This window comes from Streptomyces sp. Ru62, from assembly GCF_002920615.1.
Lineage (GTDB): Bacteria > Actinomycetota > Actinomycetes > Streptomycetales > Streptomycetaceae > Streptomyces.
In genome coordinates this window covers 117765-142211 of record NZ_PQSU01000012.1, presented here as the reverse complement: position 1 = coordinate 142211, position 24447 = coordinate 117765, and the positions used below count along the sequence as shown (strand labels likewise).

The 24447-nt window shown below is 71.2% G+C and carries 27 protein-coding genes and 4 tRNA genes; 9 read left to right on the top strand and 22 right to left on the bottom strand.

Going from position 1 to position 24447, the window contains the following annotated elements; all coding sequences use genetic code 11:
* Positions 1–107 precede the first annotated feature (107 nt).
* The 3 genes from nusG to C3492_RS18080 form a co-directional block, all read right to left on the bottom strand.
* A complete protein-coding gene (gene nusG / locus C3492_RS18090) occupies positions 108–953 on the bottom strand; it encodes a transcription termination/antitermination protein NusG (RefSeq protein ID WP_103812785.1) in 846 nt (281 codons plus the stop codon).
* An 80-nt stretch (positions 954–1033) separates the two neighbouring features.
* Positions 1034–1321, bottom strand: coding sequence for a preprotein translocase subunit SecE (gene secE, locus C3492_RS18085; RefSeq protein ID WP_014674349.1), 288 nt, complete (start codon positions 1319–1321; stop codon positions 1034–1036).
* A gap of 106 nt (positions 1322–1427) precedes the next feature.
* Positions 1428–1500, bottom strand: a tRNA-Trp gene (locus C3492_RS18080).
* Positions 1501–1760: 260 nt separating this feature from the next.
* On the opposite strand from C3492_RS18080, the gene C3492_RS18075 reads away from it, so the two are divergent.
* A complete protein-coding gene (locus tag C3492_RS18075; RefSeq protein ID WP_103812867.1) occupies positions 1761–2987 on the top strand; it encodes a pyridoxal phosphate-dependent aminotransferase in 1227 nt (408 codons plus the stop codon).
* Positions 2988–3111: 124 nt separating this feature from the next.
* The gene (locus C3492_RS18070) at positions 3112–4152 is read left to right on the top strand and encodes an adenosine deaminase (protein WP_103812784.1); all 1041 of its coding nucleotides are present in this window, start codon (positions 3112–3114) and stop codon (positions 4150–4152) included.
* On the opposite strand, the gene C3492_RS18065 is transcribed toward C3492_RS18070, so the two are convergent.
* A complete protein-coding gene (locus C3492_RS18065) occupies positions 4097–4804 on the bottom strand; it encodes a hypothetical protein (protein ID WP_103812783.1) in 708 nt (235 codons plus the stop codon). The two genes, C3492_RS18070 and C3492_RS18065, sit on opposite strands and share 56 nt — an antisense overlap.
* 32 nt (positions 4805–4836) lie before the next feature.
* Positions 4837–5460, bottom strand: coding sequence for a TetR/AcrR family transcriptional regulator (locus C3492_RS18060; RefSeq protein WP_103812782.1), 624 nt, complete (start codon positions 5458–5460; stop codon positions 4837–4839).
* 115 nt (positions 5461–5575) lie between these two features.
* On the opposite strand from C3492_RS18060, the gene C3492_RS18055 reads away from it, so the two are divergent.
* The gene (locus C3492_RS18055) at positions 5576–6208 is read left to right on the top strand and encodes an NAD(P)-dependent oxidoreductase (RefSeq protein ID WP_103812781.1); all 633 of its coding nucleotides are present in this window, start codon (positions 5576–5578) and stop codon (positions 6206–6208) included.
* A 35-nt stretch (positions 6209–6243) separates the two neighbouring features.
* On the opposite strand, the gene C3492_RS18050 is transcribed toward C3492_RS18055, so the two are convergent.
* From C3492_RS18050 to C3492_RS18010, 9 genes are all read right to left on the bottom strand, one after another.
* Positions 6244–7302, bottom strand: coding sequence for a UDP-N-acetylmuramate dehydrogenase (locus C3492_RS18050; RefSeq protein ID WP_103812780.1), 1059 nt, complete (start codon positions 7300–7302; stop codon positions 6244–6246).
* A gap of 200 nt (positions 7303–7502) precedes the next feature.
* The gene (locus C3492_RS18045) at positions 7503–7883 is read right to left on the bottom strand and encodes a DUF3291 domain-containing protein (RefSeq protein ID WP_103812779.1); all 381 of its coding nucleotides are present in this window, start codon (positions 7881–7883) and stop codon (positions 7503–7505) included.
* A 28-nt stretch (positions 7884–7911) separates the two neighbouring features.
* Entirely contained in the window at positions 7912–9363 is a 1452-nt protein-coding gene (locus C3492_RS18040) for a DHA2 family efflux MFS transporter permease subunit (RefSeq protein WP_103812778.1), read from the bottom strand.
* An 85-nt stretch (positions 9364–9448) separates the two neighbouring features.
* Positions 9449–10018 carry a TetR/AcrR family transcriptional regulator gene (locus C3492_RS18035; RefSeq protein ID WP_181140430.1) on the bottom strand — a complete coding sequence of 190 codons (570 nt, stop codon included), beginning with the start codon at positions 10016–10018 and terminating at the stop codon, positions 9449–9451.
* A 144-nt stretch (positions 10019–10162) separates the two neighbouring features.
* Positions 10163–10591, bottom strand: a complete 429-nt coding sequence (locus C3492_RS18030) for a MaoC family dehydratase (protein WP_103812776.1) — start codon at positions 10589–10591, stop codon at positions 10163–10165.
* A 7-nt stretch (positions 10592–10598) separates the two neighbouring features.
* On the bottom strand, positions 10599–11051 hold the full coding sequence (locus tag C3492_RS18025; RefSeq protein WP_103812775.1) for a MaoC family dehydratase N-terminal domain-containing protein: 453 nt from the start codon (positions 11049–11051) through the stop codon (positions 10599–10601).
* 170 nt (positions 11052–11221) lie between these two features.
* Entirely contained in the window at positions 11222–11386 is a 165-nt protein-coding gene (rpmG, locus tag C3492_RS18020) for a 50S ribosomal protein L33 (RefSeq protein WP_003948671.1), read from the bottom strand.
* Between the two features lie 90 nt (positions 11387–11476).
* Positions 11477–11549: transfer RNA gene (locus tag C3492_RS18015), tRNA-Met, on the bottom strand.
* Positions 11550–11595: 46 nt separating this feature from the next.
* Positions 11596–11668, bottom strand: a tRNA-Thr gene (locus C3492_RS18010).
* Between the two features lie 449 nt (positions 11669–12117).
* Between C3492_RS18010 and C3492_RS18005 the strand changes: the two genes are divergently transcribed.
* Together C3492_RS18005 and C3492_RS18000 are read left to right on the top strand one after the other, a co-directional pair.
* A complete protein-coding gene (locus tag C3492_RS18005) occupies positions 12118–13383 on the top strand; it encodes an amidohydrolase family protein (protein WP_103812774.1) in 1266 nt (421 codons plus the stop codon).
* Positions 13384–13534: 151 nt separating this feature from the next.
* Positions 13535–14191 (top strand): NAD(P)H-binding protein, encoded by a 657-nt coding sequence (locus C3492_RS18000; RefSeq protein WP_103812773.1) that lies wholly within the window; start codon positions 13535–13537, stop codon positions 14189–14191.
* 105 nt (positions 14192–14296) lie between these two features.
* Here C3492_RS18000 and C3492_RS17995 read toward each other — a convergent pair whose 3' ends face one another.
* From C3492_RS17995 to C3492_RS17980, 4 genes are all read right to left on the bottom strand, one after another.
* Entirely contained in the window at positions 14297–14509 is a 213-nt protein-coding gene (locus C3492_RS17995) for a hypothetical protein (protein WP_103812772.1), read from the bottom strand.
* 60 nt (positions 14510–14569) lie between these two features.
* Positions 14570–14794 carry a hypothetical protein gene (locus C3492_RS17990; RefSeq protein WP_030641125.1) on the bottom strand — a complete coding sequence of 75 codons (225 nt, stop codon included), beginning with the start codon at positions 14792–14794 and terminating at the stop codon, positions 14570–14572.
* Positions 14795–14838: 44 nt separating this feature from the next.
* Complete coding sequence (locus C3492_RS17985) at positions 14839–15195, bottom strand: DUF6233 domain-containing protein (protein WP_103812771.1); 357 nt, start codon at positions 15193–15195, stop codon at positions 14839–14841.
* Between the two features lie 130 nt (positions 15196–15325).
* Positions 15326–15407, bottom strand: a tRNA-Tyr gene (locus C3492_RS17980).
* 227 nt (positions 15408–15634) lie between these two features.
* Here C3492_RS17980 and C3492_RS17975 point away from each other — a divergent pair.
* Entirely contained in the window at positions 15635–16123 is a 489-nt protein-coding gene (locus tag C3492_RS17975; RefSeq protein ID WP_103812770.1) for a YajQ family cyclic di-GMP-binding protein, read from the top strand.
* A 124-nt stretch (positions 16124–16247) separates the two neighbouring features.
* Here C3492_RS17975 and C3492_RS17970 read toward each other — a convergent pair whose 3' ends face one another.
* Positions 16248–16514: a GlsB/YeaQ/YmgE family stress response membrane protein gene (locus tag C3492_RS17970; RefSeq protein ID WP_014674331.1), complete on the bottom strand. Its 267-nt coding sequence runs from the start codon at positions 16512–16514 to the stop codon at positions 16248–16250.
* A 158-nt stretch (positions 16515–16672) separates the two neighbouring features.
* Between C3492_RS17970 and C3492_RS17965 the strand changes: the two genes are divergently transcribed.
* Positions 16673–17926, top strand: coding sequence for an APC family permease (locus C3492_RS17965; protein ID WP_103812769.1), 1254 nt, complete (start codon positions 16673–16675; stop codon positions 17924–17926).
* 212 nt (positions 17927–18138) lie between these two features.
* Complete coding sequence (locus C3492_RS17960) at positions 18139–18540, top strand: YccF domain-containing protein (RefSeq protein ID WP_103812768.1); 402 nt, start codon at positions 18139–18141, stop codon at positions 18538–18540.
* A 689-nt stretch (positions 18541–19229) separates the two neighbouring features.
* Here the strand turns inward: C3492_RS17960 and C3492_RS44655 are convergent.
* Positions 19230–19841, bottom strand: a complete 612-nt coding sequence (locus tag C3492_RS44655; protein ID WP_181140429.1) for a hypothetical protein — start codon at positions 19839–19841, stop codon at positions 19230–19232.
* 367 nt (positions 19842–20208) lie between these two features.
* Here C3492_RS44655 and C3492_RS17950 point away from each other — a divergent pair, with 367 nt between their 5' ends.
* Complete coding sequence (locus tag C3492_RS17950) at positions 20209–22800, top strand: AAA family ATPase (protein WP_103812767.1); 2592 nt, start codon at positions 20209–20211, stop codon at positions 22798–22800.
* Between the two features lie 23 nt (positions 22801–22823).
* On the opposite strand, the gene C3492_RS17945 is transcribed toward C3492_RS17950, so the two are convergent.
* Positions 22824–23279, bottom strand: a complete 456-nt coding sequence (locus C3492_RS17945) for a hypothetical protein (RefSeq protein ID WP_103812766.1) — start codon at positions 23277–23279, stop codon at positions 22824–22826.
* A gap of 174 nt (positions 23280–23453) precedes the next feature.
* Complete coding sequence (gene htpX / locus C3492_RS17940; RefSeq protein ID WP_103812765.1) at positions 23454–24317, bottom strand: zinc metalloprotease HtpX; 864 nt, start codon at positions 24315–24317, stop codon at positions 23454–23456.
* Positions 24318–24447: the final 130 nt, after the last annotated feature.

Below are 24447 nucleotides of genomic sequence, written 5' to 3'. Positions count from 1 at the left end.
TACCGCACAACGATAACGGGTATAGATGCGCGGCCAAAAACCGTGCAGGTCAGGAGGGCTGAACCAGCCCTCCTGACCTGCACGGAAGCGGTACGTCCAGAAAAGAACTAGTTCTTCTGGATCTGGTCGAAGGAGAGCTCGACCGGCGTCTCGCGGCCGAAGATCTCCACCAGGCCCTTGACCTTCTTCGAGTCGGGGTTGATCTCGTTGATGGTCGCCTGCAGCGTGGCGAACGGGCCGTCGGTGACGGTGACCGAGTCGCCGACCTCGAAGTCCAGCACCTGGACCTCGACCTTGCGCTGCGGGGCGGGCTTGCCCTCGGCCTCGGCGGCCTCGCGAGCGGCCTTCTCCTCGGCCTCCGGGGCGAGCATCTTGACGATCTCGTCCAGGGTCAGCGGGTACGGGTCGTAGGCGTTGCCGACGAAGCCGGTGACGCCCGGGGTGTTGCGGACGACGCCCCAGGACTCGTTGGTCAGGTCCATGCGGACCAGCACGTAACCCGGCAGCTTGTTCTGCTTGATCGTCTTGCGGTCGCCGTTCTTGATCTGGACGACCTCTTCCTGCGGCACCTCGGCCTGGAAGATGTAGTCCTCGACGTTCAGCGAGACGGCGCGCTGCTCCAGGTTGGTCTTCACGCGGTTCTCGTAACCGGCGTAGGTGTGGATGACGTACCACTCGCCGGGCAGGGTGCGCAGTTCCTCGCGCAGGGCCTCGACCGGGTCCACCGGGGCGGCGGGCTCTTCCTCGGCGGCCTCCTCGTCGGCCTCGGCCTCTTCGTCCTCGTCCTCGGCGTGCAGGGCGGCCTCCTCGGCCGGCTCACCCGCCTCGGCCTCGGCAGCCTCGAACTCGTCCTGCTCGTCCGCGCCCTCGACGATGTCGAGCTCGTCGTCCACCGTCTCGGCAGCCAGCCCTCGGGGCTCGGTGGCGTCGTCGTTCAGGTTCGGGTCAGACACGATGGCTGCTTCTTCCTGGATACATAGGGGTGGAACATGCGAAAACGGGCGCCGGTACCACGGCGCCCTTCGCTCTTGGCTCAGCCGAAGACGTACTTGGCCGCGTGGTTGAGCCCATAGTCAATCACGGTCACCAGGGCGATCATGATGGCGACGAAGAAGATCACCACGGTGGTGTACGAGGTGAGCTGGTTGCGCGAGGGCCAGACGACCTTGCGGAGCTCCGCGATGATCTGGCGGTAGAAGGTGGCCAGGCGCTTGAGCGGGCCCTTCTTGGCGCGCTTGCCGCCCTTGCGAGCCCTCTTCTTGGACTCGGACACCTCGTCCTGGGCGTCAGGCGTGTCGATGGAGCCCACGGCGTCCGTCATAGTCCTCACCTGATCCCGGGTCGTGGCCGTGCCGCGCCCGGTTTCTGAGCCGCACGGCGGTGCATTGCAGTACGTACATGCGCACACATCCTGGCGGTGTGTGTAGCAGGGCCGGAGGGACTTGAACCCCCAACCGCCGGTTTTGGAGACCGGTGCTCTACCAATTGAGCTACGACCCTTTGCGTGCCCCCCAACGTACCGCATCCGACCGGGTGCCCGGTGTGCACCGGCTCGGCGACGGCTGCTGAAGGCCAACGAGGTGAGAGTGTACGTGCTCCGGGGCCCGGCGTCGAACAGAAAGCGCCCGTCCGGGGCCACGTGACCGAAGATCGTCCTGGCCGGGGCCCGGATTCGGACCCGTGTTCACGCCTCGACCCTTCCTGTTCAGTCTGTGAAACCCGTGTGCCGGGCTCATTTCCGGTCTGGAACGATGGGCCGCATGAGCGCTGCAACCCCTCCCACCGAGCGCCGGGTCTCCGCCCGAGTCGGCGCGATCTCCGAGTCCGCCACCCTCGCCGTGGACGCCAAGGCCAAGGCCCTGAAGGCCGCCGGGCGTCCGGTGATCGGCTTCGGCGCCGGTGAGCCCGACTTCCCGACCCCGGACTACATCGTCGAGGCGGCCGTCGAGGCCTGCAAGAACCCCAAGTACCACCGCTACACCCCGGCCGGCGGCCTCCCCGAGCTGAAGGCCGCCATCGCGGCGAAGACGCTGCGCGACTCCGGCTGGGAGCCCGACGTCTCGCAGATCCTGGTCACCAACGGCGGCAAGCAGGCCATCTACGAGGCGTTCGCCGCGATCCTCGACCCGGGCGACGAGGTCATCGTCCCCGCGCCGTACTGGACGACCTACCCCGAGTCGATCCGCCTGGCCGGCGGTGTCCCGGTCGAGGTCGTCGCCGACGAGACCACCGGCTACCGCGTCACGGTGGAGCAGCTGGAGGCGGCGCGCACGGAGAAGACGAAGGTCGTGCTCTTCGTCTCCCCGTCCAACCCGACCGGCGCGGTGTACTCCGAGGCCGAGACCGAGGCGATCGGCCGCTGGGCCGTCGAGCACGGCCTGTGGGTGCTCACCGACGAGATCTACGAGCACCTGGTCTACGGCGAGGCCGCCGCCGTGTCCCTGCCGGGGCTCTTCCCCGAGCTGCGCGACAAGTGCATCGTGGTCAACGGTGTGGCGAAGACGTACGCCATGACCGGCTGGCGCGTGGGCTGGGTCATCGGCCCGAAGGACGTGGTCAAGGCCGCGACGAACCTCCAGTCGCACGCCACCTCGAACGTCTCCAACGTCGCCCAGGTGGCCGCGCTGGCCGCCGTCTCCGGTGGCCTCGACGCCGTGGCGAAGATGCGCGAGGCCTTCGACCGGCGCCGTAAGACGATCGTGCGGATGCTCAACGAGATCGACGGCGTGGTCTGCCCGGAGCCGGAGGGCGCCTTCTACGCCTACCCGTCGGTCAAGGGGCTGCTCGGCAAGGAGATCCGCGGCAAGCGCCCGCAGGACACCGTCGAGCTGGCCGCGCTGATCCTGGAGGAGGCCGAGGTCGCGGTCGTCCCGGGCGAGGCCTTCGGCACGCCGGGCTACCTGCGGCTGTCGTACGCGCTCGGTGACGAGGACCTCGTCGAGGGCGTGAGCCGCATCCAGAAGCTGCTGGCGGAGGCCAGGGACTGAGTCGTCCGTTCCTGGACAGGGGCGCCTCCGGATTCCCGGAGGCGCCCCTGTTCGTTTGTGCGAGCAAGACCACGTAAGGGGAAACGGGTACCGGGACGGCGGGGACATACGGCAGGATCTGGGAATGGAGCGTGTACGTGATCTCTCTGAGCTGCCGAAAGCCCATCTGCACCTGCACTTCACCGGCTCGATGCGACCGGGCACCGTCCTGGAACTGGCCGACAAGCACGGCGTCCGGCTGCCCGACGCGCTGACGGAGGCGCTGACCAGCGGGGAACCGCCGAAGCTGCGGGCCACGGACGAGCGGGGCTGGTTCCGTTTCCAGCGGCTGTACGACGCCGCGCGCTCCTGCCTGCGCGAGCCGGAGGACATCCAGCGCCTGGTCCGGGAGGCCGCCGAGGAGGATCTGCGGGACGGCTCCGGCTGGCTGGAGATCCAGGTGGACCCGACGTCGTACGCGCCCCGGCTGGGCGGTCTGATCCCGGCCCTGGAGATCATCCTGGACGCGGTGGACACGACCTCGCGGGAGACCGGGCTCGGCATGCGGGTGCTGGTGGCCGCGAACCGGATGAAGCACCCGCTGGACGCGCGCACGCTGGCCCGGCTGGCGGTGCGCTACGCGGACCGGGGCGTGGTCGGCTTCGGGCTCTCCAACGACGAGCGGCGGGGCATGGCGCGCGACTTCGACCGGGCGTTCCACATCGCACGGGAAGGCGGTCTGCTGTCGGCCCCGCACGGCGGCGAGCTGACCGGCCCGGCGTCGGTCCGGGACTGCCTGGACGACCTGGACGCCACGCGGATCGGGCACGGGGTGCGGGCGGCGGAGGACCCCCGGCTGCTGAAGCGGCTGGCCGACCGGGGCGTGACCTGCGAGGTGTGTCCGGCGTCGAACGTGGCGCTCGGCGTGTACGAGAAGCCGGAGGACGTGCCGTTGCGCACGCTCTTCGAGGCGGGCGTCCCGATGGCGCTGGGCGCCGACGACCCGCTGCTGTTCGGCTCGCGGCTGGCCGCCCAGTACGAGATCGCCCGCCACTCCCACGGCTTCACGGACGCCGAACTCGCGGAGCTGGCCCGGCAGTCGGTGCGCGGTTCGGCCGCCCCGGAGGAGGTCAAGGCGCGGCTGCTGGCCGGCGTGGACGACTGGCTGGTGCGCCCGGCGGCCTGAAGTGGGCGTACGGCGGATAAGGCTTGAAGCAGATCATCACCTCGACGGGGTGCCCGCCGCCGGGTGGATCGGCCAGGGGCGGGAACGACCCCAGGTAGGCCATGCGCCCTTCGCCGACCCGGTTCTGGTAGGGCCCCCGGCCCGCCGCGTCCGCGAAGCACGTGGCCGTCTCGGCGAACGCCTCCCGGTGACCGAAGAGGAAGAAGGTACGCGCGTGCGTGGCGTGCCGCAGATCGCCCCGGGAGCCGGCCCGGTCCCGGCGCCCGCTCCAGGCGGCGGCGTCCCGCGCGGTGCGAGCCTCGTCGGTGCGGACGGTCAGGGGGGTGCCCTGGCGCAGTCGGCGGCGCAGGCCGGGCCACTGGCTGGGGCGCAGGCCGAGGCGTTCGTGGACCAGGACCAGGTCGACCAGCTCGCCGACGCCCTCGTCGGGCGGGACGCCGTCGCGCAGCGGCACGTGGACGATCGTGTGCGGGGAGCGGGCGGCGAAGGAGAACAGGCCGGCGAGCCGGTTCAGCCCGTCGTGGTCGCCGAGCAGCGTGCCGACGGGGTCGGGGGCGCGCAGCGAGGTGTGGCGCAGGGTGTGCCGGGGCTGCGTGATCCGGTACTCGTGCGGTCCGGTGCGGGGCCGGAACTCGCGCAGCCTCAGCCGCATGGGGGATGCCTCATGTGCGGTGCCTCATGGCGTCAGGGTCGCGGGTCGCCCGGCGTGCCCGCAACGGAGATTCCGCCCACCAAGGTCCTCGCCAGTCGGGCGGCGAACTCCTCGACGGGCGGGCGTTCGCCGGTCTCGGTGGCGTCGTAGGCGAACGCGCGCTGGGCGCAGGCGCCGAGGAGGAGTGAGGCGGCGGCGTAGGTGTCGGCGTCGGCGCGGACCCGGCCGGCGGCCTGTTCGGTGCGCAGGTAGGCGTCCAGGCCCTCGATGGGCAGGTGCGGGCCGGAGCCGATGGCGCGCAGCGCCTCGTCGTGGCGGCGCTTGAGCTGGGTCTCCGCGTACAGGGAGGCGGCGATCGGGAAGCTCTGCTCGTAGAAGAGGGCGGCCTGGCGGGCGATCTCGGTGAGGTTCCCCGTGAGCGTGCCCCGGCCCGGTTCGGCGGCGAGGCCGCTGAGCAGCGGGGCGAGGCGGGGCAGGCGCTCGGTAAGGACCCGTACGAACAGCTCTTCCTTGCTGTCGAAGTACTTGTAGAGGGCCGCTTCGGAGCAGCCGGCCGCGCGGGCGATCTCCTTGGTGGTGGCGCGGGCGAGTCCGACCGTGAGCATCAGCTCGTGGGCCGCGTCGAGGATGCGGACACGCGCCGGCTTCGTCTCCATGGGGCTCCGATCGGGGCTTGACGGACGGGTGAGTGTTTACCCACCCTAGAGGCGTCCACGTGGTGAGTGAACACTCACCCACCACGTCCGCGGGCGAGGGGAGTCGGACGTCACCATGAAGCTCACTGTCTTCGGCGCCACGGGAGGGATCGGCCGGGAGCTGGTCGGCCAGGCCCTGAGCGCCGGTCACGAGGTCACCGCGGTCGTACGGGACCCGGCCCGGCTCGCCGTCACCGGTGACCGCTTGGAGGTCGTCCGCAGCGGCCTGACCGGCCCTGAGGAGCTGCGGCCCGTCGTACGGGGCCGGGACGCCGTCCTGTCGGGCCTGGGCGCGCGCAGCCGCAAGGACGCCGGGGTGGCCACCCGGCTGACCCGTACGGTGCTGGACGCCATGGAGGCGGAGGGTGTACGCCGGCTGCTGGTGGTGAGCGCCGCGCCGGTCGGCCCCGCCGCGGCGCACGACGGCCCCCTGGACCGGGCGGTGCGGCAGCTGGTGTCGGCGATCCTCAAGGACGTCTACGCCGACCTGCGCGGGATGGAGGCCGAGCTGGCCCGCAGCGGCACGGACTGGACGTCCGTTCGGCCGCCCCGGCTCCGGGACAAGCCGCTGACCGGCCGCTACCGCACCGTCGTCGGCGGCTTCCCGCCCCGGGGCCGCTTCATCGCGCGCGCGGACGTCGCGCACGCGATGCTGTCGATGATCGACGCGAAGGAGACCCTCAGGCAGGGGGTCGGGGTGGCCTACTGACCGGCGCCGCTCGCTCCAGAGGGCTCCCGGAACCGCTACTGGAGGCTGACGCCGACGGTCACCGGCTCGTTGACGAGGGTGATCCCGAACGCCTCGCGGACGCCGGCGACCACCTCGCGGGCCAGGGCGAGCAGGTCCTCCGTGGTGGCGCCGCCCCGGTTGGTGAGCGCGAGGGTGTGCTTGGTGGAGATGCGGGCGGGTCCGCTGCCGTAGCCCTTGGTGAAGCCCGCCTTGTCGATCAGCCAGGCCGCGGAGGTCTTCGTACGGCCCTCCCCCGCCGGGTAGGCGGGGGGCTCGACGTCCTCGCCCAGCCGTTCGCGCACGCGCGCGTGGAACGCGGCGAACTGCTCGTCGGTGAGGATCGGGTTGGTGAAGAAGGAGCCGGCCGACCAGGTGTCGTGGTCCTCGGGGTCGAGGACCATGCCCTTGCCGGCGCGCAGCTTCAGCACGGTCTCCCGGGCGTCGGCCAGCGGCACCCGGTTGCCGGGCTCCACACCGAGGGCCCGGGCCGCCTCGGCGTACTTGACCGGCGCGGACAGCCCGCCGGCGTCCTCCAGCTCGAAGCGGACCCGGAGCACGACGTAGCGCTCGGGGTCGGCCTTGAAGCGGCTGTGGCGGTACGAGAAGGCGCACTCCTCGTTCGTCAGCGTGACGGTCTCGCCGGCCCGCCGGTCGTAGGCGATCACCTCGGTGATCGTCGAGGAGACCTCCTGGCCGTAGGCACCCACGTTCTGGATCGGCGTGGCGCCGGCGGATCCGGGGATGCCGGCCAGGCACTCGATCCCGGCGAGGCCGGCCTCCACGGTGCGGGCGACGGCGTCGGTCCACACCTCGCCGGCCGCCAGCTCCAGGGTGGTGCCGCGCAGCTCGACCCCGCGCGTGGCGATGCGCAGCGCGGTGCCGTCGAAGCCCTTGTCGCCGATGACCAGGTTCGATCCGCCGCCGATGACCAGCAGCGGGGTACCGCTGTCGTCGGCCTCGCGGACGGCGGCGATCACCTCGGCGTCGGTGGCGGCGGTCACCAGCCGCGTCGCGGGACCACCCAGCCGGAAGGTGGTCAGCGGGGCGAGGGGGGCGTCGTGGAGTACCTGCACGGGCCCAAGACTACGAGACAGGCCGGCGGGGGCCGCGCCGGCAGGAGTGCTGGGAGTGCGGGACGCGCGCCTACCGGCCCCTCCCCCGCTGCGCCGCCGTGCGCACCCGCGTCCCGTGCCCGGAAAGGCACGTACGCGCGCGTGGACCTCCCTTGCGGGCCGTGGGTCCACGCGCGCGTACGGTGCCGTCCCGGCGGCGGCTACGTCAGTCGCCGTGTCGCTTCCTCCCAGCTCACCGGGAGTTCGTCGGTGGGCGTCCGCCAGGTGGCGAACCGGACGTCCCGCATCTGGGCCGCCAGGGTGCGGGACGCCGGCCGGTGGGCTCCGGAGCGGGCGAAGTCCTTGAGCGCGGCCTCCGACTCCCAGGCGGACAGGGTCCAGAAGGTCCGCCGCAGGGGCTGGGCCCTGAGACTCGCCCCGTAGGCGCCGGGCGCGCGGCCGGCCTGCCGCCACACGGCCGGGGTGCGGACGAGGAAGCGGAGGGCGCCCCACAGGGTGCGGGTCTCGAAGCGCGAGGCGAAGACGTGCGCCTCGGCGCCAGCCGGTGGAGTGTCCGGCACGGTCCAGGGAAGCGTGGGCATCGCGGGCTCCTTGTGCGGGAGTGGCGGGTCAGCCGGAGGCGGTTTCGAGGACCGGCGCGGGGGCCTCCCCGGCCGCGGGTGCGGCGCTGCGGCGGGCGGGGATCACCAGGGCCGCGACCGCGGCGAGGGCGACCACCGCCGAGCCGGTGACCAGGGCCGGCCGCAGACCGTCCACGAAGCTCTGCGCGGACTCGTAACCGCCCCGCGCGGAGAAGATCGACGACATCACCGCGATGCCGAGCGCGCCGCCCACCTCGCGCAGCGCGTTGTTCGCGCCGGAGGCGATCCCCTGCTCCTGCGGGCGGACGCTGGCCATGACCAGGCTGGCGGCCGGCGCGAAGTACAGGGCCATGCCGACGCCGCTGATGATGAGGCCGGGCAGCTGGACGGCGTAGGAGGCATCCGTGGTGACCACCCAGGCCATGTAGCCGAGACCGGCGGCCTGGAGGAACAGGCCGGCGGCGACGACCGGCCGGCCGCCGATCCGGTCGGACAGCAGCCCGGCGACGGGCGCGACGAGCATCGGCATGCCGGTCCACGGCAGCATCCTCAGCCCCGCCTCGGTGGGCGAGTAGCCGAGTACGCCCTGCATGTACTGGCTGAGCAGGAAGATCGAGCCGAACATGCCGACGAACATCAGCAGGCTGGCGGCGTTGATCCCGGAGAAGGCCCGGGAGCGGAACAGCCGCATGGGCAGCATCGGGTGCGCCGCGCGGGAGCTGTAGCCGACGAAGCCCACCAGCAGCGCCCCGCCCGCGCCGAGCGCGGTCAGCACCACGGGGTCGGTCCAGCCGTCGGCGGGCCCGCGGACCAGGCCGTACACGATCCCGAAGAGCCCGCCGCTGGCGAGGAGCGTGCCCGGAACGTCGAGGCGGGCGCCGGTGCCGTGGGACTCGGTGAGGCGCAGCCGGGCGAGCGGCAGCGCGGCGAGGCCCAGCGGGACGTTCAGCCAGAAGATCCAGTGCCAGGAGACGTGCTCGGTGAGGCTGCCGCCGATCAGCGGTCCGGAGGCGACGGCGAGGCCGTTCACGGCGCCCCAGATGCCGTACACCGTGCCGCGCCTGGCCGCGGGCACGGCCGCCGTGAGCAGGGTCAGTGTGAGCGGCAGCATCACGGCCGCGCCGACGCCCTGGACCGCGCGGGCGGCGATCAGGGAGTCGATGCCCGGCGCCATGGCCGCGGCGGCGGAGGCGCCGGTGAAGACGGCGAGTCCGGCGATGAACATCCGCCGGCGTCCGAAGCGGTCGCCGAGCGCGGCGCCGAACATCAGCAGGACGGCGAAGGTGAGCGTGTACGCGCTCACGGTCCACTCCAGGTCGTCCAGCGCCCCGCCGAGATCCTCGCGGATGGAGGGCAGGGCCGTGGTGACGACGAGGTTGTCCAGGGACGCCATGAATCCGGCGACGCTGGTGATGACGAGGGCCCATATCGCGCTCGCGCGCGACGGGGTGGTGACCGGTGGTGCTGTCTGCTGTGCCATCGCTCCCCCAGGGAACTTAGTTAGTTATTGCTGACTAACTTTCTTGGGCGTGCCTGTACCCGCCCAGGCGACAGGGCCCAGGCCCCTACACCTCCAGGCGACCCGTGAGCCGGGCCGACGGGTAGAGCCCCTCCCACACCCGGTGCCCGGGCGGAAAACCCATGGCCACCAGGCAGTTGATGAGCATGCCGTGGGCGAGGAAGGAGGTCGTCTCGTCGACGTCCGCGCCGAGCGCCAGCCGTACGGTGTCCCACAGCCGCATCCAGCCGGCCCGCACGCTCTCACCGAACTCCCGGTCGCCCTCCTGCTCCGCGGCGGCCACGGCGATGTACATCTGCATCTGCATCATCAGCCACTCGGGCCGCTCCGCGATGACCTTGGTGTATGCGTTCGCCATGGCGTGCAGGGCCTCCTCGCCCCGCAGCCCCTCCGAGGCCTCCTCGAAGGTCCGGATGGTGTCCTCCACGCAGCGTTCGGCCGCCGCCAGGAAGATCGCCTTCTTGCCCGGGAAGAGCCGGAAGAGGTACGGCTGCGAGACGCCGACCCGCTTGGCGATGGCCTCCGTGGAGGTGCCGTGGTACCCGCCGCGCGCGAACTCGGCGGTCGCCGCGCGGATGACGCTCTCGCGTCGCTCCTCTGCGCTCATCCTGGGCATGCCCTTGAAGTTAGTACTCAATCACTAACTTCGTCAAGGGCGTGGGCGAGGTGGGCCTGGGGTCGCCATGCGCAAGGGGCGCCCCCCACGGGAGGACGCCCCTCACACGCACCGCTCGGTCCGTTGCACGCACCGCCCGGGCCGTCAGGCGAGTCGTACGACCGCCCGGGACATGCCCAGCACCTTCTGGCCGGCGCTCATCGCCGTCAGGTCCACCCGTACGGTGTTGTCGTCCAGCTTGGCCGCGACCTTGCCGCTGACCTCGATCAGGGCGCCCTGGTCGTCGTTCGGGACGACGACGGGCTTGGTGAAGCGGACGCCGTACTCCACGACCGCGCCCGGGTCGCCGGTCCAGTCGGTGACCACGCGGATCGCCTCGGCCATGGTGAACATGCCGTGCGCGATGACGTCCGGCAGGCCCACCTCCTTGGCGAACTTCTCGTTCCAGTGGATCGGGTTGAAGTCCCCGGAGGCGCCCGCGTAGCGCACGAGGGTGGCGCGGGTCACGGGGAAGGTCTGCGCCGGCAGCTCGGTGCCGACCTCGACCTCGTCGTAGGCGATCTTCGCCGTCATCGGGTCCTCACGCCTCCTCGGCCGCGCGGGCCACGAGCTTGGTCCAGGCGGTCACGACGCGCTCGCCGGCCTCGTCGTGCACCTCACCGCGGATGTCCAGGATGTCGTTGCCCGCGAGGGACTTGATCGCCTCGATCGTGGAGGTGACCGTGAGCCGGTCCCCGGCGCGCACCGGGCGCGCGTAGGCGAACTTCTGGTCGCCGTGCACCACGCGGCTGTAGTCCAGCCCCAGCTGCGGGTCCTCGACGACCTGGCCGGCCGCGCGGAACGTGATGGAGAACACGAAGGTCGGCGGGGCGATCACATCGGAGTAGCCGAACGCCTTGGCGGCCTCGGGGTCCGTGTACACCGGGTTGGTCTCGCCCACCGCCTCGGCGAACTCGCGGATCTTCTCCCGGCCCACCTCATAGGGCGCGGTGGGCGGGTAGGTCCGTCCCACGAAGGACTGGTCGAGCGCCATGGCCCGGCACCTCCTGATGTCTGCTGTGCTGGCCCCAAATTAGCGGGAAACCTGCCGCCGAACGCGCACGGGGGCGGCGCGGCGGGCGGGTACGGCGGGCTGGGTGCCGAGCCGGTAAAACGCCGTGAGGCCGCCCCCTCGGAAGGGGACGGCCTCGCGGACGAGCCTGATTATCGCGTTTCGCGGTGCGCGGTGTGCGCGTTGCAACGCGGGCAGTGCTTCTTCATCTCAAGACGGTCCGGGTTGTTACGCCGGTTCTTCTTGGTGATGTAGTTCCGCTCCTTGCACTCCACGCAGGCCAGCGTGATCTTCGGGCGGACGTCGGTGGCAGCCACGTGAGTGCTCCTATGACGAACGGGTGGACTGATTCAACGCAAGAAAGAGTAGCCGATCGAAGGACCGACCCCGCAATCGGCTACTGTCAGTAGCGGTGACCGGACTTGAACCGGTGACACAGCGATTATGAGCCGCTTGCTCTACCGACTGAGCTACACCGCTTTGATGCGATCGGGTCCCGCCTCGCGACGGGAACCTCTCACACCAGAGCCCCAATACGGAATCGAACCGTAGACCTTCTCCTTACCATGGAGACGCTCTGCCGACTGAGCTATTGGGGCGAGCGATGAAGACATTACACGGTCCGCCGCCGTTCACCCAAATCCGTATCCCGCCGCCCGCCGGAACCCTCCCCACAGCCCGCTCGGCAGCCCCTTGAGCCCCGGGAGGCAGCCCCTTCAGCCCCTGGAGGTGCGGCGCGACCGCCGGTGACACGCGCGCGTGTGGGTGAGCCGGCGTGCGGGCGTCTGCCGCGCAGGGGCGCTGTGCGCCCGCACGCGCGCGTGGGCGACGCGTGTGCCGCGTGGGCGGGCCACGCCTCGCCCGCACGCGCGCGTGGGCGACGCGTGTGCCGCGTGGGCGGGCCACGCCGGTACGACTATTGCGCTCCTGCGCGTCCCGCGCGGTTCGTCGCCCTAGGCTCGACTCACTCTGCGTGATCTTGGGGCGGTGGACGGCCCCGGTTCCTCCACGCCGCCCCACCCGCCCCCCGGCCCCACCCTGGAGCGCGATGCCCGACAGCCAGCCGCAACCGCAACCGCCGTCGAACTCGTCGGGGTCCTCCGGACCGTCCGACCAGGCCGCGCTCCTGCTCTGCGGGGCGCGGCTCACCGACGGCCGAACGGTGGACGTACGGCTGGGCGGCGGACACATCGAGGCCGTGGGCACCGCCGGGAGTCTCGCGCCGGGCCCGGCCCGGAAGAGCGCCGCGCGCGTGGACCTGAGCGGCTACCTGCTCCTGCCGGCGCCGGCCGAACCGCACGCCCATGGCGACACCGCCCTGTCCGCCGAACACCCCGGCCCCGCGTCGTACGCGCCCGAGGACGTCCAGCGCAGGGCCACGGAGGCGGCCCTGCTCCAGCTCGGGCACGGCGCGACGGCGGTACGCGCGCATGTGCGCGTGGGCGACGTCCAGGGGCTCGGCGCGCTGGGCGCGGTCCTCCAGGCGCGGCGGTCGCTGCGGGGGCTGGCGGAGCTGACGGCGGTGGCGATGCCACGGCTGCTGACCGGGGTGGCCGGGGCCGACGGGCTCGCGATGCTGCGGGACGCGGTGAAGATGGGCGCCGGTGTGGTGGGCGGCTGCCCGGACCTGGACCCCGACCCCACCGGCTACGTGGAGACGGTCCTGGAGGTGGCCTCCGAACACGGCTGCCCGGTGGACCTGCACACGGACGCCGCCGACCCGGCCCGGCTCTCCCGGCTCGCGGCCATGGCGGGGGGCCTGCGCCCCGGCGTGACGATCGGACCGTGCGCCGGTCTCGCGCGCCTGCCCACCGAGGCCGCCTCGCGCGTCGCCGACCAGCTCGCGGCGGCCGGGGTGACGGTCGTGTGCCTGCCCCAGGGCGGCTGCGGCGGCGTCGACCGGCGGGGCACGGCGCCGGTACGGCTGCTGCGCGCGGCCGGGGTGCGGGTGGCGGCCGGCAGCGGTGCCCTGCGCGACGTGTCGAACCCCGTCGGTCGCGGCGACCCACTGGAGGCCGCCTACCTCCTCGCCTCCGCCCATGGCCTGCGCCCCGAGGACGCCTACGACGCCGTGTGCGCCTCGGCACGCGCGGTGCTGGGCCTGCCGGAGGTCCGCGTGGAAGCGGGCTTCCCGGCCGAACTGCTGGCCGTACGCGGCGACCACCTCCCCGGCGCGCTGTCCCTGGCCTACAGCCGGATCGTCGTCCACCGCGGCCGAGTGGTGGCCCGCACGAGCGCGGTCCGCGAGTACTGCAACACAGCGGCAACAGCGGAACTGGGCCTGCCGCGCCAGGGGCGGGGGGAGCTGTCGTGAACGGGGGCCGGTGCGGGTGGGGGGGCGCCGGCGTTGCCGGGGGCCGGTGGAGGGAGCGGGCGCCCGGGGCGCGAGCGCGTGTCCGGGGTGTTCCGGACGGGGCGGTCGACTCGTGCGGCGGATGCGGCTCCCCGGGCGTACGGTCGGTTGCATGCGCATTGTCATCGCTGGTGGTCATGGTCAGATCGCGCTGCGGCTGGAGCGTGTGCTCTCCGCGCGCGGGGACGAGGTCGCGGGCATCATCCGCAAACCCGAACAGGGCGACGATCTGCGCGCGGCCGGTGCCGAACCGGTCCTGCTCGACCTTGAGTCCGCCTCGGTCGAGGAGGTCGCGGCGCACCTTCAGGGCGCGGACGCGGCGGTGTTCGCGGCCGGCGCGGGCCCGGGCAGCGGCGCGGCCCGCAAGGACACCGTGGACAGGGGCGCGGCGGTGCTGTTCGCGGACGCGGCCGTACGCGCGCGCGTGCGCCGCTTCGTGGTGGTGTCCTCGATGGGCGCCGATCCCGCGCACCAGGGAGACGACGTCTTCGACGTGTACCTGCGTGCCAAGGGCGAGGCCGACGCCTACGTCACCGGGCAGGAGGCGCTGGACTGGACGATCCTGCGCCCGGGCTCGCTGACGGACGACGCGGGCACCGGCCTGGTCCGGCTGGAGGCGCACACGGGGCGCGGCTCGATCCCCCGGGACGACGTGGCGGCCATCCTCGCGGAACTGGTGGACACGCCGGCGACGGCCGGTCTCACGCTGGAGCTGATCAGCGGTTCGACGCCGGTGTCGGTGGCGGTGAAGTCGGTGGCCGGGAACTGAGCCGGGCCTCCGGCCGTTGACCGGTCGAGCCCGCCTCGCCTTCCCCGCACGCCTGCTGACGAGCCGTGGAAAACCCCTGCCCGCGCACTGCCGGCCCGTCAGGGCTCAGAACAGCGGCAGCTGCCCGGGAAAGTCGGGCACGGCGTAACCGTCCAAGGACGGTTGCACCGCCCCGAGTTGCGCCGGCCGGCGCGACCCGGCGCAGGAGACGAGTTCCCCGTTCTCCCGCGCCCCGGGCGGGTCGTGCCGTGCGAATCGGCCCGCGACGACGGCGATGTCGCGGTGGCACACGGGGCAGGTTCTGCGTCGGGAGGACATGCCGTCAGTGTGCCCGAGCGGGCGGTGGACGTACTCTCCCGGTCGACGACGGTGGCGTGATCAGGTCCGGGTCTCCGCCTCCCACCGGTCGGGGCCCACTCCGCGCCAGTCGATCAGCGGTGAGTCGGCCACCTCCTCCGGTTCGATCTCCAGCCCCGCCCGGCGGAGGAACTCCACCAGGTCCCGCACGTTGTGCGCGAGGCCGAGGATCTCGCCGTCCACCCGTACCCGGCGACCGCCGGTCGGGGACGGCAGGTGCACGATGATGGGACGTTTCCCGGCCATGGCTCCAGCATCATCCGGACCGGCCGGGCCCGCACCCGGGCCGGTCATTCGAGAATCCCCAGCGCGGTGTCCGGTCGGCACAGCGGGCACGCGGGAACTCCTTCTTCGGTGAGAGCGCGCACCGCCTGCTGCCGGCCGACGCCTCTGGCCCGCCCGCCGTCGGCACCTGTACAGCCGCCGACGTGGACGTACACCGCGCTCCGGCCGTTGGGACCGCGCTCGATGACCCACTCCGCGGCGGACTTCCGGGCGCCGAGGCGGCGCCGCCGTTCGGTCTCCCGGCGTTCCTCGTCGGCGATCCACCGGTCCATCAGCGCAAGCTGCCTGGCGGCCTGGTGTTCGACGACGCGGCGGGCGAAGCGCAGCATGTCGAGACGCGTCAGCGGACGGTCCTCGTTCACACGTTCGATTCTAGTGAGGTATGGGGCCGGAGCGCGACCAGCGGGTACCCCCGTCCTGCCGGCGACACCCGGAGACAACGACGAAGGCCCCGTGATCTGCTCTCGCAGATCACGGGGCCTCGCTCCCGTGTGGCGGCGCCAGGATTCGAACCTGGGAAGGCTGAGCCGGCAGATTTACAGTCTGCTCCCTTTGGCCGCTCGGGCACACCGCCGGGTGGTGCTGCCGCTTCGAACCCGCTTTCGGCGGTGTTCCCCGGCAACGACGTAAACAATACCCGATGCCCGGGGGTGCTTCGCCACCCGATTGATCTCCACCCGGCGGGTCGCGGGGTGGCTAGGCTGGTGCGGATGCGGCCCGGTACTCCACCGGGCCCGGCGGTCGCCGCCGCGCACGCCGGCACGCACCCGATACGCACCCCGATACAAGGAGCCACAGGACATGGCCGACTCCAGTTTCGACATCGTCTCGAAGGTCGAGCGGCAGGAGGTCGACAACGCCCTCAACCAGGCCGCCAAGGAGATCTCGCAGCGCTACGACTTCAAGGGCGTGGGGGCCTCGATCTCGTGGTCCGGTGACAAGATCCTCATGGAGGCGAACTCCGAGGACCGGGTGAAGGCTGTCCTCGACGTCTTCCAGTCGAAGCTCATCAAGCGTGGCATCTCGCTGAAGGCGCTGGAAGCGGGCGAGCCGCAGCTCTCCGGCAAGGAGTACAAGATCTTCGCGTCGATCCAGGAGGGCATCTCCCAGGAGAACGCGAAGAAGGTGGCGAAGATCATCCGCGACGAGGGCCCCAAGGGCGTGAAGGCCCAGGTCCAGGGCGACGAGCTGCGCGTCAGCTCCAAGAGCCGCGACGACCTCCAGACCGTCATCGCCCTCCTGAAGGGCAAGGACTTCGACTTCGCGCTGCAGTTCGTGAACTACCGGTAAGAACCAGCAGTAAGAGAGAAGGGTGGGCACCCCGCGCCCCGCGGGGCGGAACCGTGCGGTGCGGTGCCCACCTTCGCGTCTGCCGCGCCTCGACCACTGCCGCGCCCCGGCGGCTGCCGAGCGCTCAGTCGCGTGAGTTGCCGAACAGGATCCGGTAGACGATCAGCAGGACCAGCGAGCCGCCGACGGCCGCGGCCCAGGTGGCGCCGTCGTAGAAGTGCTTGCTGATGGGGTGGTCCAGCCAGCGGGCCGATATCCAGCCCCCGATGAACGCGCCCGCGATGCCGATGAGGGTCGTACCGATGAAGCCGCCGGGGTCGCGTCCCGGCAGGAGGACCTTGGCGATGGCTCCGGCCAGCAGTCCCAGGATGATCCAACCGATGATGCTCATGCCGTGAACCTGCCCTTCCGCGCTGTGTCCGCGCTGTCGGTGCCCTGGGAGTCCTCGCTCCCGGACCCGCGGCGCGTCGCGCGCGTGTTCGTGCCGTGTCGATGAAGAGGACGTCACGGATCCACCCGCCGGTTGCCGCGATCAGTAGGGTGCGGCGCATGACACGTACGGACGCCGGGCTGCGCCGGACTCTGGGCGTGCGGGACGCCGTGGTCGTCGGCCTCGGCTCGATGATCGGCGCCGGCGTCTTCTCCGCTCTGGGGCCGGCCGCGCGCGCGGCCGGGTCCGGGCTGCTGCCCGGTCTCGCCCTCGCCGCCGTGGTGGCCTACTGCAACGCCACGTCCTCGGCCCGGCTCGCCGCCCGCTACCCGGCCTCCGGCGGGACCTACGTGTACGGCAGGGAGCGGCTGGGCGCTTTCTGGGGTTACCTGGCCGGCTGGGCCTTCGTGGTCGGCAAGACGGCCTCCTGCGCGGCCATGGCGCTCACCGTGGGCGCGTACGCGTGGCCAGGGCAGGCGCACGCCGTGGCGGTAGCGGCGGTGGTGGCCCTGACCGCCGTCAACTACGGCGGAATCCAGAAATCCGCGTGGCTGACGCGGGCGATCGTCGCCGTCGTCCTGGCCGTTCTCGCGGCCGTGGTCGTGGTGTGCCTGGCCTCCGGGCGGGCCGACGCGGGGCGGCTGGACGTCGGGCTGTCGGCGGGTGCCGACGGGGTGCTCCAGGCGGCCGGACTGCTGTTCTTCGCGTTCGCGGGATACGCCCGGATCGCCACCCTCGGGGAGGAGGTGCGCGATCCGGCGCGCACGATCCCCAGGGCGATCCCGCTGGCCCTGGGCATCGTGCTGACGGTGTACGCGTGCGTGGCCGTCGCCGTGCTCGCCGTCCTCGGCGCGGGCCGGCTCGGTCAGGCGACGGCGCCGCTGGCCGACGCGGTCCGGGCGGCCGGGGTGCCGGGGCTCGTGCCCGTGGTGCGGACCGGAGCCGCGGTCGCCGCGCTGGGCTCCCTGCTCGCGCTCATCCTGGGTGTCTCGCGCACGACGCTCGCCATGGCCCGGGACGGGCACCTGCCGGGCGCGCTGGCGTCCGTGCACCCGCGCTTCCGGGTGCCCCACCGCGCGGAACTGGCCGTGGGCGCGGTGGTCGCCGTGCTGGCCGCGGCGGTGGACGTGCGCGGCGCGATCGGCTTCTCGTCCTTCGGTGTGCTGGCCTACTACGCCGTCGCCAACGCCTCGGCCTGGACGCTGAGCGCGGCCCCGCGCTCGCGGATGGTGCCCGCGGTGGGCCTGCTGGGCTGCGCCGCGCTGGCGTTCGCCCTGCCCCCGGGCTCGGTGGCCGTCGGCGCGGGCGTCCTCGCGGTGGGCGGGGCGGCCTACGGCGTACGGCGGTGGTGGGCGGGGCGGTCCCCGGGGTGACGTACGCCGGTGTGCGCCCCATCGGCTCCGGGGGCCGCCAAGCGCGGCGCCGCCGACGCCCGAGGGCCGGCCGGAGCGCGCACCGCCACCTCGTTCAGGAACGCTCCGCCAAGGGCCTCGGCGAGGGACACTCCACTTCCTCCCGGGCGCGTGATCCGCTGATACTTGCGGTAGCGGGCCAGCCGATCGAGCTGCCTGGAGAGGTACCGGTCATGAAGGTGTTCAACCTGCTGCTCAACATCCTGTGGCTCGTCTTCTGCGGGCTCTGGATGGCGATCGGTTACCTGGTCGCCGCCCTGATCTGCTTCGTCCTGATCGTCACCATCCCGTTCGGTATCGCGTCGCTGCGTATCGCCGGGTTCGTGCTCTGGCCGTTCGGCCGCACCACCGTGCAGCGGCCTGGGGCGGGGGCGCCGTCGTGCGTCGGCAATGTCGTCTGGCTCGTCTTCGCCGGCTGGTGGCTCGCGCTGGCCCACCTGATCACGAGCATCCCTCTGTTCCTGTCGATCATCGGAATTCCCTTCGGCTGGGCGAACCTGAAGCTCATTCCCATCTCGCTCATGCCGCTGGGACAGGAGGTCGTGCCCACGGACGAGGCATTCGGCGGACGCTGAACCCGGCCCCCTCATTGCCTGGGTCTCCCTTACCTCGGTTCGACTGGAATCAGCCCGGACAGTGTCCGACAATGGGCTTATGTGGTGGCTTTGTTCGGCCCGTACGAGTACACAGTGCACCGGGCGCCGCTTCATGGTGTTCGCGCTCGGCCTTCTCCTGACCAGCGCTGCCGGGTCAGGTACGGCGGAAACCGCTTCGGCGACAACCCCGGCGCCCGTCTCGACGTATTCCCAGGATTCGGACCGCGGCTGCGACGAGGTGTGGGGGGACGGCGGCTGTGACGCCTAGGGCGATCACGGGTGAATTTCGTTCAGGTTGTCGACGAGAATCACGGACGGCGGATGTGAAGGCTTGGGCACCTGAACGCGAAATGGCACGTAGACTACTTCGCCGTGCCTGAACTCTGCCTTCCAGGAGTTCCGGTAGCACACGATATCGTTCGGACTGCCCCGCGTCGCGTAGCACCGAGTCGCCGTATGCGCTGGTGAGCCACTTGCTTCACCAGTCGCGACTCCCCATGCGCCCAGCGCCGTGCAGCAGGTCGCCACTACTGCAAGAAGGCCTTTGCGCAAGGCCGCTTTCTGCATTTTCATCACCGCGAGATATGCGAGCAGAAGGAGCACCGCGAGGCGGGAACACGACAGTCCGGCGGCCAGGGAACTGACACCCGGCCGCCGAACCCTCAAGTTCAGCCGTTGTTGTTGTTATTGTTGTTGTTCCCGCCTCCGCCGTTGTTGTTATTGTTGTTGTTGTTGTTTCCACCCCCGCCGTTGTTGTTATTGTTGTTGTTGTTGTTGTTCGCACCGCCGCCGTTGTTGTTGTTATTGTTGTTGTTGTTTGCACCCCCGCCGTTGTTGTTATTGTTGTTGTTGTTCGCACCCCCGCCGTTGTTGTTGTTATTGTTGTTGTTGTTCGCACCTCCGCCGCCATTATTGTTGTTGTTATTGTTGTTGTTCCCACCCCGGCCGTTGTTGTTGTTATTGTTGTTGTTGTTCCCACCCCGGCCGTTGTTGTTGTTATTGTTGTTGTTGTTCCCACCCCTGCCGTTGTTGTTGTTATTGTTGTTGTTGTTCCCACCCCTGCCGTTGTTGTTGTTGTTATTGTTGTTGTTGTTGCCGCCCCTGCCGTTGTTGTTGTTGTTATTGTTGTTGTTGTTCCCGCCGTTATCGCTCGGCGCCATCGCGTGGATTCCGGTGGGTGCCGGGGCGGCAAACGCGCTCGACGGCACCAGCGTGCCTCCCGCAGCCAGAGCTGCTGATGCGGCTATCAGGGCCGCGCGCTTGGCGTACTTCTTCGCCATGATGTTTCCCTTCCGCGGGCATGGACGTCGCAGATCGCAGTCCATTTCGATGGTGAAAGGCATCCGCCGATGGCAATGCCCTGTCAGACCGGTTCCCGGGAGTTTCAGATGCTGCATGCACTGCCAGAGTCGTTCGGGAGGCAAAAGCAGGACACCCGGGTCTGACACTCTCCGGCCAGCATGCCCAGCCGCGGTCGGCGGGCGCATCGGGTGAGCACCCCAAGTTCCGCCCGTGGCACCCCACCTCGTACTCCGGCACGCCCCACATGCCGCCCCGGCAGCTCACAGCAAGACCCCGCCGGTCCGGGGGTCTTGATCGGTCTGGATCTTTTGCGCGGCTCCGGCCACGGGGGGAAACTGACTGGTGATGGACCTTCTAGAGCGAGAGGCCGTGCTCCAGGACCTCACCGGTCACCTGAAGGCAGCCGTGAGCGGCCCTGGACGTCTGGCGCTTGTCCGGGGCGAGGCCGGCATCGGCAAGACCGCTGTCGTCCACCGTCTCGCCCAACTCGCCGATCCCCACGTCCGGGTCGTGATCGGCGCCTGCGACCCGCTCGCCACACCCCGCCCCCTGGGCCCACTGCTGGACTTGGCTCCGCGCTTGGGCCGGGAGGCGCGCACCGCCCTGACGGGCACGCTGACCGGCACCAGCCGTTCCGACGAGGTCTACGACTGCCTGCTCGCCGACCTGAGTGCCTACCCCAGCCTGCTGGTCGTCGAGGACATCCACTGGGCTGATCAGGCCACGATGGACCTGCTGCGGTACCTGGCCCGGCGCCTGCCGAACGTTCCGGCGCTGGTTCTGGCCACGTACCGCGACGACGAGATCGGCCGCACCCACGGTCTGACCGCCTTCCTCGGCACCCTGGCCGGCTACCCGTGGGTGTACCGCCACGATCTGGCCCCCTTGAGCCGCGAGGCCGTCGCCCGACTGGCCACAGGACGCACCGTGGACACCGAGCAGCTGTACCGCCTCTCCGCCGGCAACCCCTTCATCGTCGCCGAGATCCTGGCAGCGCCCGCCGAACCCATCCCGGCCACGGTGCGTGAGGCCGTCGCCGGCCGCCTGGCGGGCCTGTCGGGCGCGGCGCGCCGGGTGGTCGACGTCCTGGCCGTCCTGGGGGTCCGGGTCCCGCTGCCCCTGCTGGCCGGCATCCTGCCGACCCCGGAGGAGGCTCTCGACGAGGCCGCGGCCTGCGGAATCGTGCGAACCCACGGGCAGGTGACGGAGTTCCGCCATGAGCTGACCCGGCTGGCGGTGCTGGAGGCCGTGCCCGCCGCCTACCGTCTGCGGGTCCACCGGCAGGTGCTGGCGGCGATGCGGTCCGGCCCGGTCGCCGCGGAGGATCTGCCGCTGCTGGCGGATCATGCCGACGGCGCCGGGGACCCGGCCGCCGTGTTGGAGTACGCGCCCGCAGCGGCCGTCCGTGCCGCCGGGCTGGGCGCGCACCGGGAAGCCGCCGCCCAGTACGCCCGTGCCCTGCGGTACGCCGACCGCCTGCCGCCCGAGCAGCACATCTCTCTGCTGGAGGGCCATTCCCAGGCCTGTCTCCTGTCCAGCCAGCTCGACGTGGGGATCGCCTCGTGCCGTACGGCGGTGAGGCTCCGCCGTGCGCTCGGCGACCGGCTGCGTGAAGGCGATGACCTGCGCCGGCTGTCATGCTGGCTGTGGCCGGCCGGCCAGACCGCCGAGGCCAGGAGGACCGGCCTGGACGCGGTGCGGGTACTCGAAGAGCTGACCCCGGGCCGGGAGTTGGCGAGGTCGTACCTGAATCTCTGTCAGCTGGCCTGCTACGCGCATGAGGGCGTGGCGGTGGTCGCCGCCCACGCCGAGAAGGCGATCGCTCTGGGTGAGCGTTCCGGCGATGCGGGCGTGCTCGTCCAGGCGCGCTTCCATGCCGCGGCGGCACGCTTGCTCAGCGACGGGCACGGCTGGGAGGACTGCGAGCAGGCGGTGTCGGACGCGAGGGCGCGGGACCTGTCGCTGGACACGGGCTTCCTGACGCTCGTCCTGTGCTGGCTGGCCGCGTTGCGGCGGGACGCCGCCCGGTCGGCCGCGGCCGTGGGCCGGGCGGAGACCTACTGCCTCGATCGCGGCCTGCCGGCCTATCTGCTGTGCGCGAGGGCCTGGGGCAGTTGGGGGCTGCTCCACCGGGGCCTGTGGCCGCAGGCCGCCGATGTCTCGGAGAAGGTCCTGTCCCACCCCGGCTCGCCACCGGTCGCCCGGGCCATGACGTTGACCGTGCTGGGCCTGCTACGGGCCCGCCAGGGCAGGCCCGAGGGGTGGCCGCTGCTGGACCAGGCGGCGAGCCTGGTCGATCCGGGGTGCCTGCTGGACACGGGCCTGGGATGGGAGGCCCGGGTCGAGGCGGCCTGGCTGGGCGGTGATCAGGAGCAGGTTCAGGCCGATGGCCGGCGCGGTCTGGCCGCGCTGGCGGACCGTAACCATCCCTGGCTGTCCGGTCCGCTGGCCTGTTGGATCCGCCGCGCCGGAGGAGAGCCTCCGCGGGTTCCGGCGGCCGGACCGTACGCGCTGGAACTGGCCGGCGACTGGGCCGGCGCCGCGGCCCGGTGGGACGGGCTCGGCTGCCCGTACGACGCCGCGCTGGCCCGTCTGTCCGGTGACGCGCCCGCGCTGCGCCAGGCCCTGTCCGCCTTCGAGGCCCTCGGCGCCCGGCCGGCCGTGGCCCGCACCCGCTCCGTGATGCGCGACCGGGGTGTCCGCCCGGTCCGGCGAGGCCCGCGGCCGGCCACCCGCGCCAATCCGTACCGGCTCACCAACCGGGAGATGGACGTCCTGAAACTGCTGGACGAGGGTCTTTCGGACGCCGAGATCGCCGCCCGCCTCTACATCAGCCCCAAGACCGCGGGGCATCACGTGGGCGCCGTACTGACCAAACTCGACGTCCACACCCGCCACGAGGCCGCCCGCAAGCTGCACCATCCCGGGCGCGGATAGGGCTGCGCGACGGATTCGTCAGCTCAACTGAATTTGCAGTTGATGTTCTGGCTGCCGGTGAAGGTGTTGTTCCCCTGCGCGGCCTGACCCGTCGGGTAACAGATCTGCAGAAGTGGCGGGACACCCAGAACCGAGAGAAGTCCCCCGCCGCCTTGCGTCTGCGGTCCAGCGAGGATGTTGTTGTTGTTGGTGTTGTTATTCGTGTTCCTGTCCCCGTTATTGTTGTTATTGTTGTTGTTGTTCACCCCGCCGGCGTTATTGTTATTATTGTTGTTGGTGTTGTTGCGAGTCGTCGTGTTCGTCGTGCTCTGCGTGTCGGTGCCTCCCAGCGCCCCGCGGTAGGGGGCCTGGAGCAGCGACGTGACGCCCAGGCGTGGCAGGAGTCCCCCGTCGCCCTGAGCCTGTGCGCCGCCGGCGCTGAAGAGCACCACCGTGATCGCGGCAGTACTGATCGCGGCGAACCGCTTGGTGAGCTTCACTCGGCCAACCTTTCGTCGTCCTGGTGCCGATTCTCAGAGCACAGGATGGCGACGGCGGGCCTCGCACAATCCCCGGGCGCGCGGTAAAGCCCGCGTTTTCCCCCGGACAGCCTCAGGATTCCGCGCGGTTCACCAAGTCGGGAACAACGCCCACCGAAACGGCGAATACGGCCTTCACCGGTGGCCGCCCGCCATCTTTTCGAGCCGGGCGATACGCTCCGCCATCGGCGGGTGCGTGGAGAACATCTTGGACAGTCCCTGACCCGGACGGAACGGATTGGCGATCATCATGTGGCTCGCCGTCTCGATCCGGGGCTCGGGGGGCAGCGGCAGTTGCCGGGTGCCCGTCTCCAGCTTGCGCAGGGCGCCGGCCAGGGCGAGCGGGTCGCCGGTGAGCTGGGCGCCGGAGGCGTCCGCCTCGTACTCCCGGGAGCGGCTGACGGCCAGCTGGATCAGGGTGGCGGCGAGCGGGCCGAGGATCATGATCAGCAGCATGCCGAACAGGCCGGGGCCGTCGTCGTCGTCCGAGCGGCCGACCGGGATCAGCCAGGCGAAGTTGACCAGGAACATGATCACGGAAGCGAGCGCGCCGGCGACCGAGGAGATCAGGATGTCCCGGTTGTAGACATGGCTCAGTTCGTGCCCGATGACGCCGCGCAGCTCCCGCTCGTCCAGCAGGCGCAGGATGCCCTCGGTGCAGCACACGGCCGCGTTGCGCGGGTTGCGGCCCGTGGCGAAGGCGTTCGGGGCCTCCGTCGGCGAGATGTACAGCCGGGGCATGGGCTGGCGGGCCTGCGTGGACAGTTCCCGCACCATCCGGTACAGCGCCGGCGCCTCGAACTCGCTGACCGGGCGGGCACGCATCGCGCGCAGCGCCAGCTTGTCGCTGTTCCAGTACGCGTACGCGTTCGTGCCCAGAGCGACCAGGACCGCGACGACGAGTCCCGCGCGGCCGAAGAAGCTACCGATGACGATGATGAGTGCGGACAGTCCCCCGAGGAGTACGGCGGTCCTGAGCCCGTTGTGCCGGCGGTGCACGGTGCGCCCTCCAAGTCGTGCAGCTGGGGAACACTCTGATCCAGTGGACCCTCCCGCTGATGACAACGCCAGGCGGCGGCCGCGAGTTCCCCAGTGCGTACGGCGGTGCGCGACGGCCGTGCGGGTGACG

Coding starts and splice junctions, on each gene's coding strand:
- C3492_RS18075 (WP_103812867.1), top strand. CDS start 1,761: ATGAGCGCTGCAACCCCTCCCACCGAGCGCCGGGTCTCCGCCCGAGTC.
- C3492_RS18060 (WP_103812782.1), bottom strand. CDS start 5,460: ATGGAGACGAAGCCGGCGCGTGTCCGCATCCTCGACGCGGCCCACGAG.
- C3492_RS18030 (WP_103812776.1), bottom strand. CDS start 10,591: ATGACGGCGAAGATCGCCTACGACGAGGTCGAGGTCGGCACCGAGCTG.
- C3492_RS18040 (WP_103812778.1), bottom strand. CDS start 9,363: ATGGCACAGCAGACAGCACCACCGGTCACCACCCCGTCGCGCGCGAGC.
- C3492_RS18035 (WP_181140430.1), bottom strand. CDS start 10,018: ATGCCCAGGATGAGCGCAGAGGAGCGACGCGAGAGCGTCATCCGCGCG.
- C3492_RS18000 (WP_103812773.1), top strand. CDS start 13,535: ATGCGCATTGTCATCGCTGGTGGTCATGGTCAGATCGCGCTGCGGCTG.
- C3492_RS17950 (WP_103812767.1), top strand. CDS start 20,209: ATGGACCTTCTAGAGCGAGAGGCCGTGCTCCAGGACCTCACCGGTCAC.
- C3492_RS18025 (WP_103812775.1), bottom strand. CDS start 11,051: ATGGCGCTCGACCAGTCCTTCGTGGGACGGACCTACCCGCCCACCGCG.
- C3492_RS17960 (WP_103812768.1), top strand. CDS start 18,139: ATGAAGGTGTTCAACCTGCTGCTCAACATCCTGTGGCTCGTCTTCTGC.
- C3492_RS17995 (WP_103812772.1), bottom strand. CDS start 14,509: ATGTCCTCCCGACGCAGAACCTGCCCCGTGTGCCACCGCGACATCGCC.
- C3492_RS18055 (WP_103812781.1), top strand. CDS start 5,576: ATGAAGCTCACTGTCTTCGGCGCCACGGGAGGGATCGGCCGGGAGCTG.
- C3492_RS17970 (WP_014674331.1), bottom strand. CDS start 16,514: ATGAGCATCATCGGTTGGATCATCCTGGGACTGCTGGCCGGAGCCATC.
- C3492_RS44655 (WP_181140429.1), bottom strand. CDS start 19,841: ATGGCGAAGAAGTACGCCAAGCGCGCGGCCCTGATAGCCGCATCAGCA.
- C3492_RS18070 (WP_103812784.1), top strand. CDS start 3,112: ATGGAGCGTGTACGTGATCTCTCTGAGCTGCCGAAAGCCCATCTGCAC.
- C3492_RS18005 (WP_103812774.1), top strand. CDS start 12,118: ATGCCCGACAGCCAGCCGCAACCGCAACCGCCGTCGAACTCGTCGGGG.
- C3492_RS17975 (WP_103812770.1), top strand. CDS start 15,635: ATGGCCGACTCCAGTTTCGACATCGTCTCGAAGGTCGAGCGGCAGGAG.
- secE (WP_014674349.1), bottom strand. CDS start 1,321: ATGACGGACGCCGTGGGCTCCATCGACACGCCTGACGCCCAGGACGAG.
- C3492_RS17965 (WP_103812769.1), top strand. CDS start 16,673: ATGACACGTACGGACGCCGGGCTGCGCCGGACTCTGGGCGTGCGGGAC.
- C3492_RS17990 (WP_030641125.1), bottom strand. CDS start 14,794: ATGGCCGGGAAACGTCCCATCATCGTGCACCTGCCGTCCCCGACCGGC.
- C3492_RS18065 (WP_103812783.1), bottom strand. CDS start 4,804: ATGCGGCTGAGGCTGCGCGAGTTCCGGCCCCGCACCGGACCGCACGAG.
- C3492_RS18045 (WP_103812779.1), bottom strand. CDS start 7,883: ATGCCCACGCTTCCCTGGACCGTGCCGGACACTCCACCGGCTGGCGCC.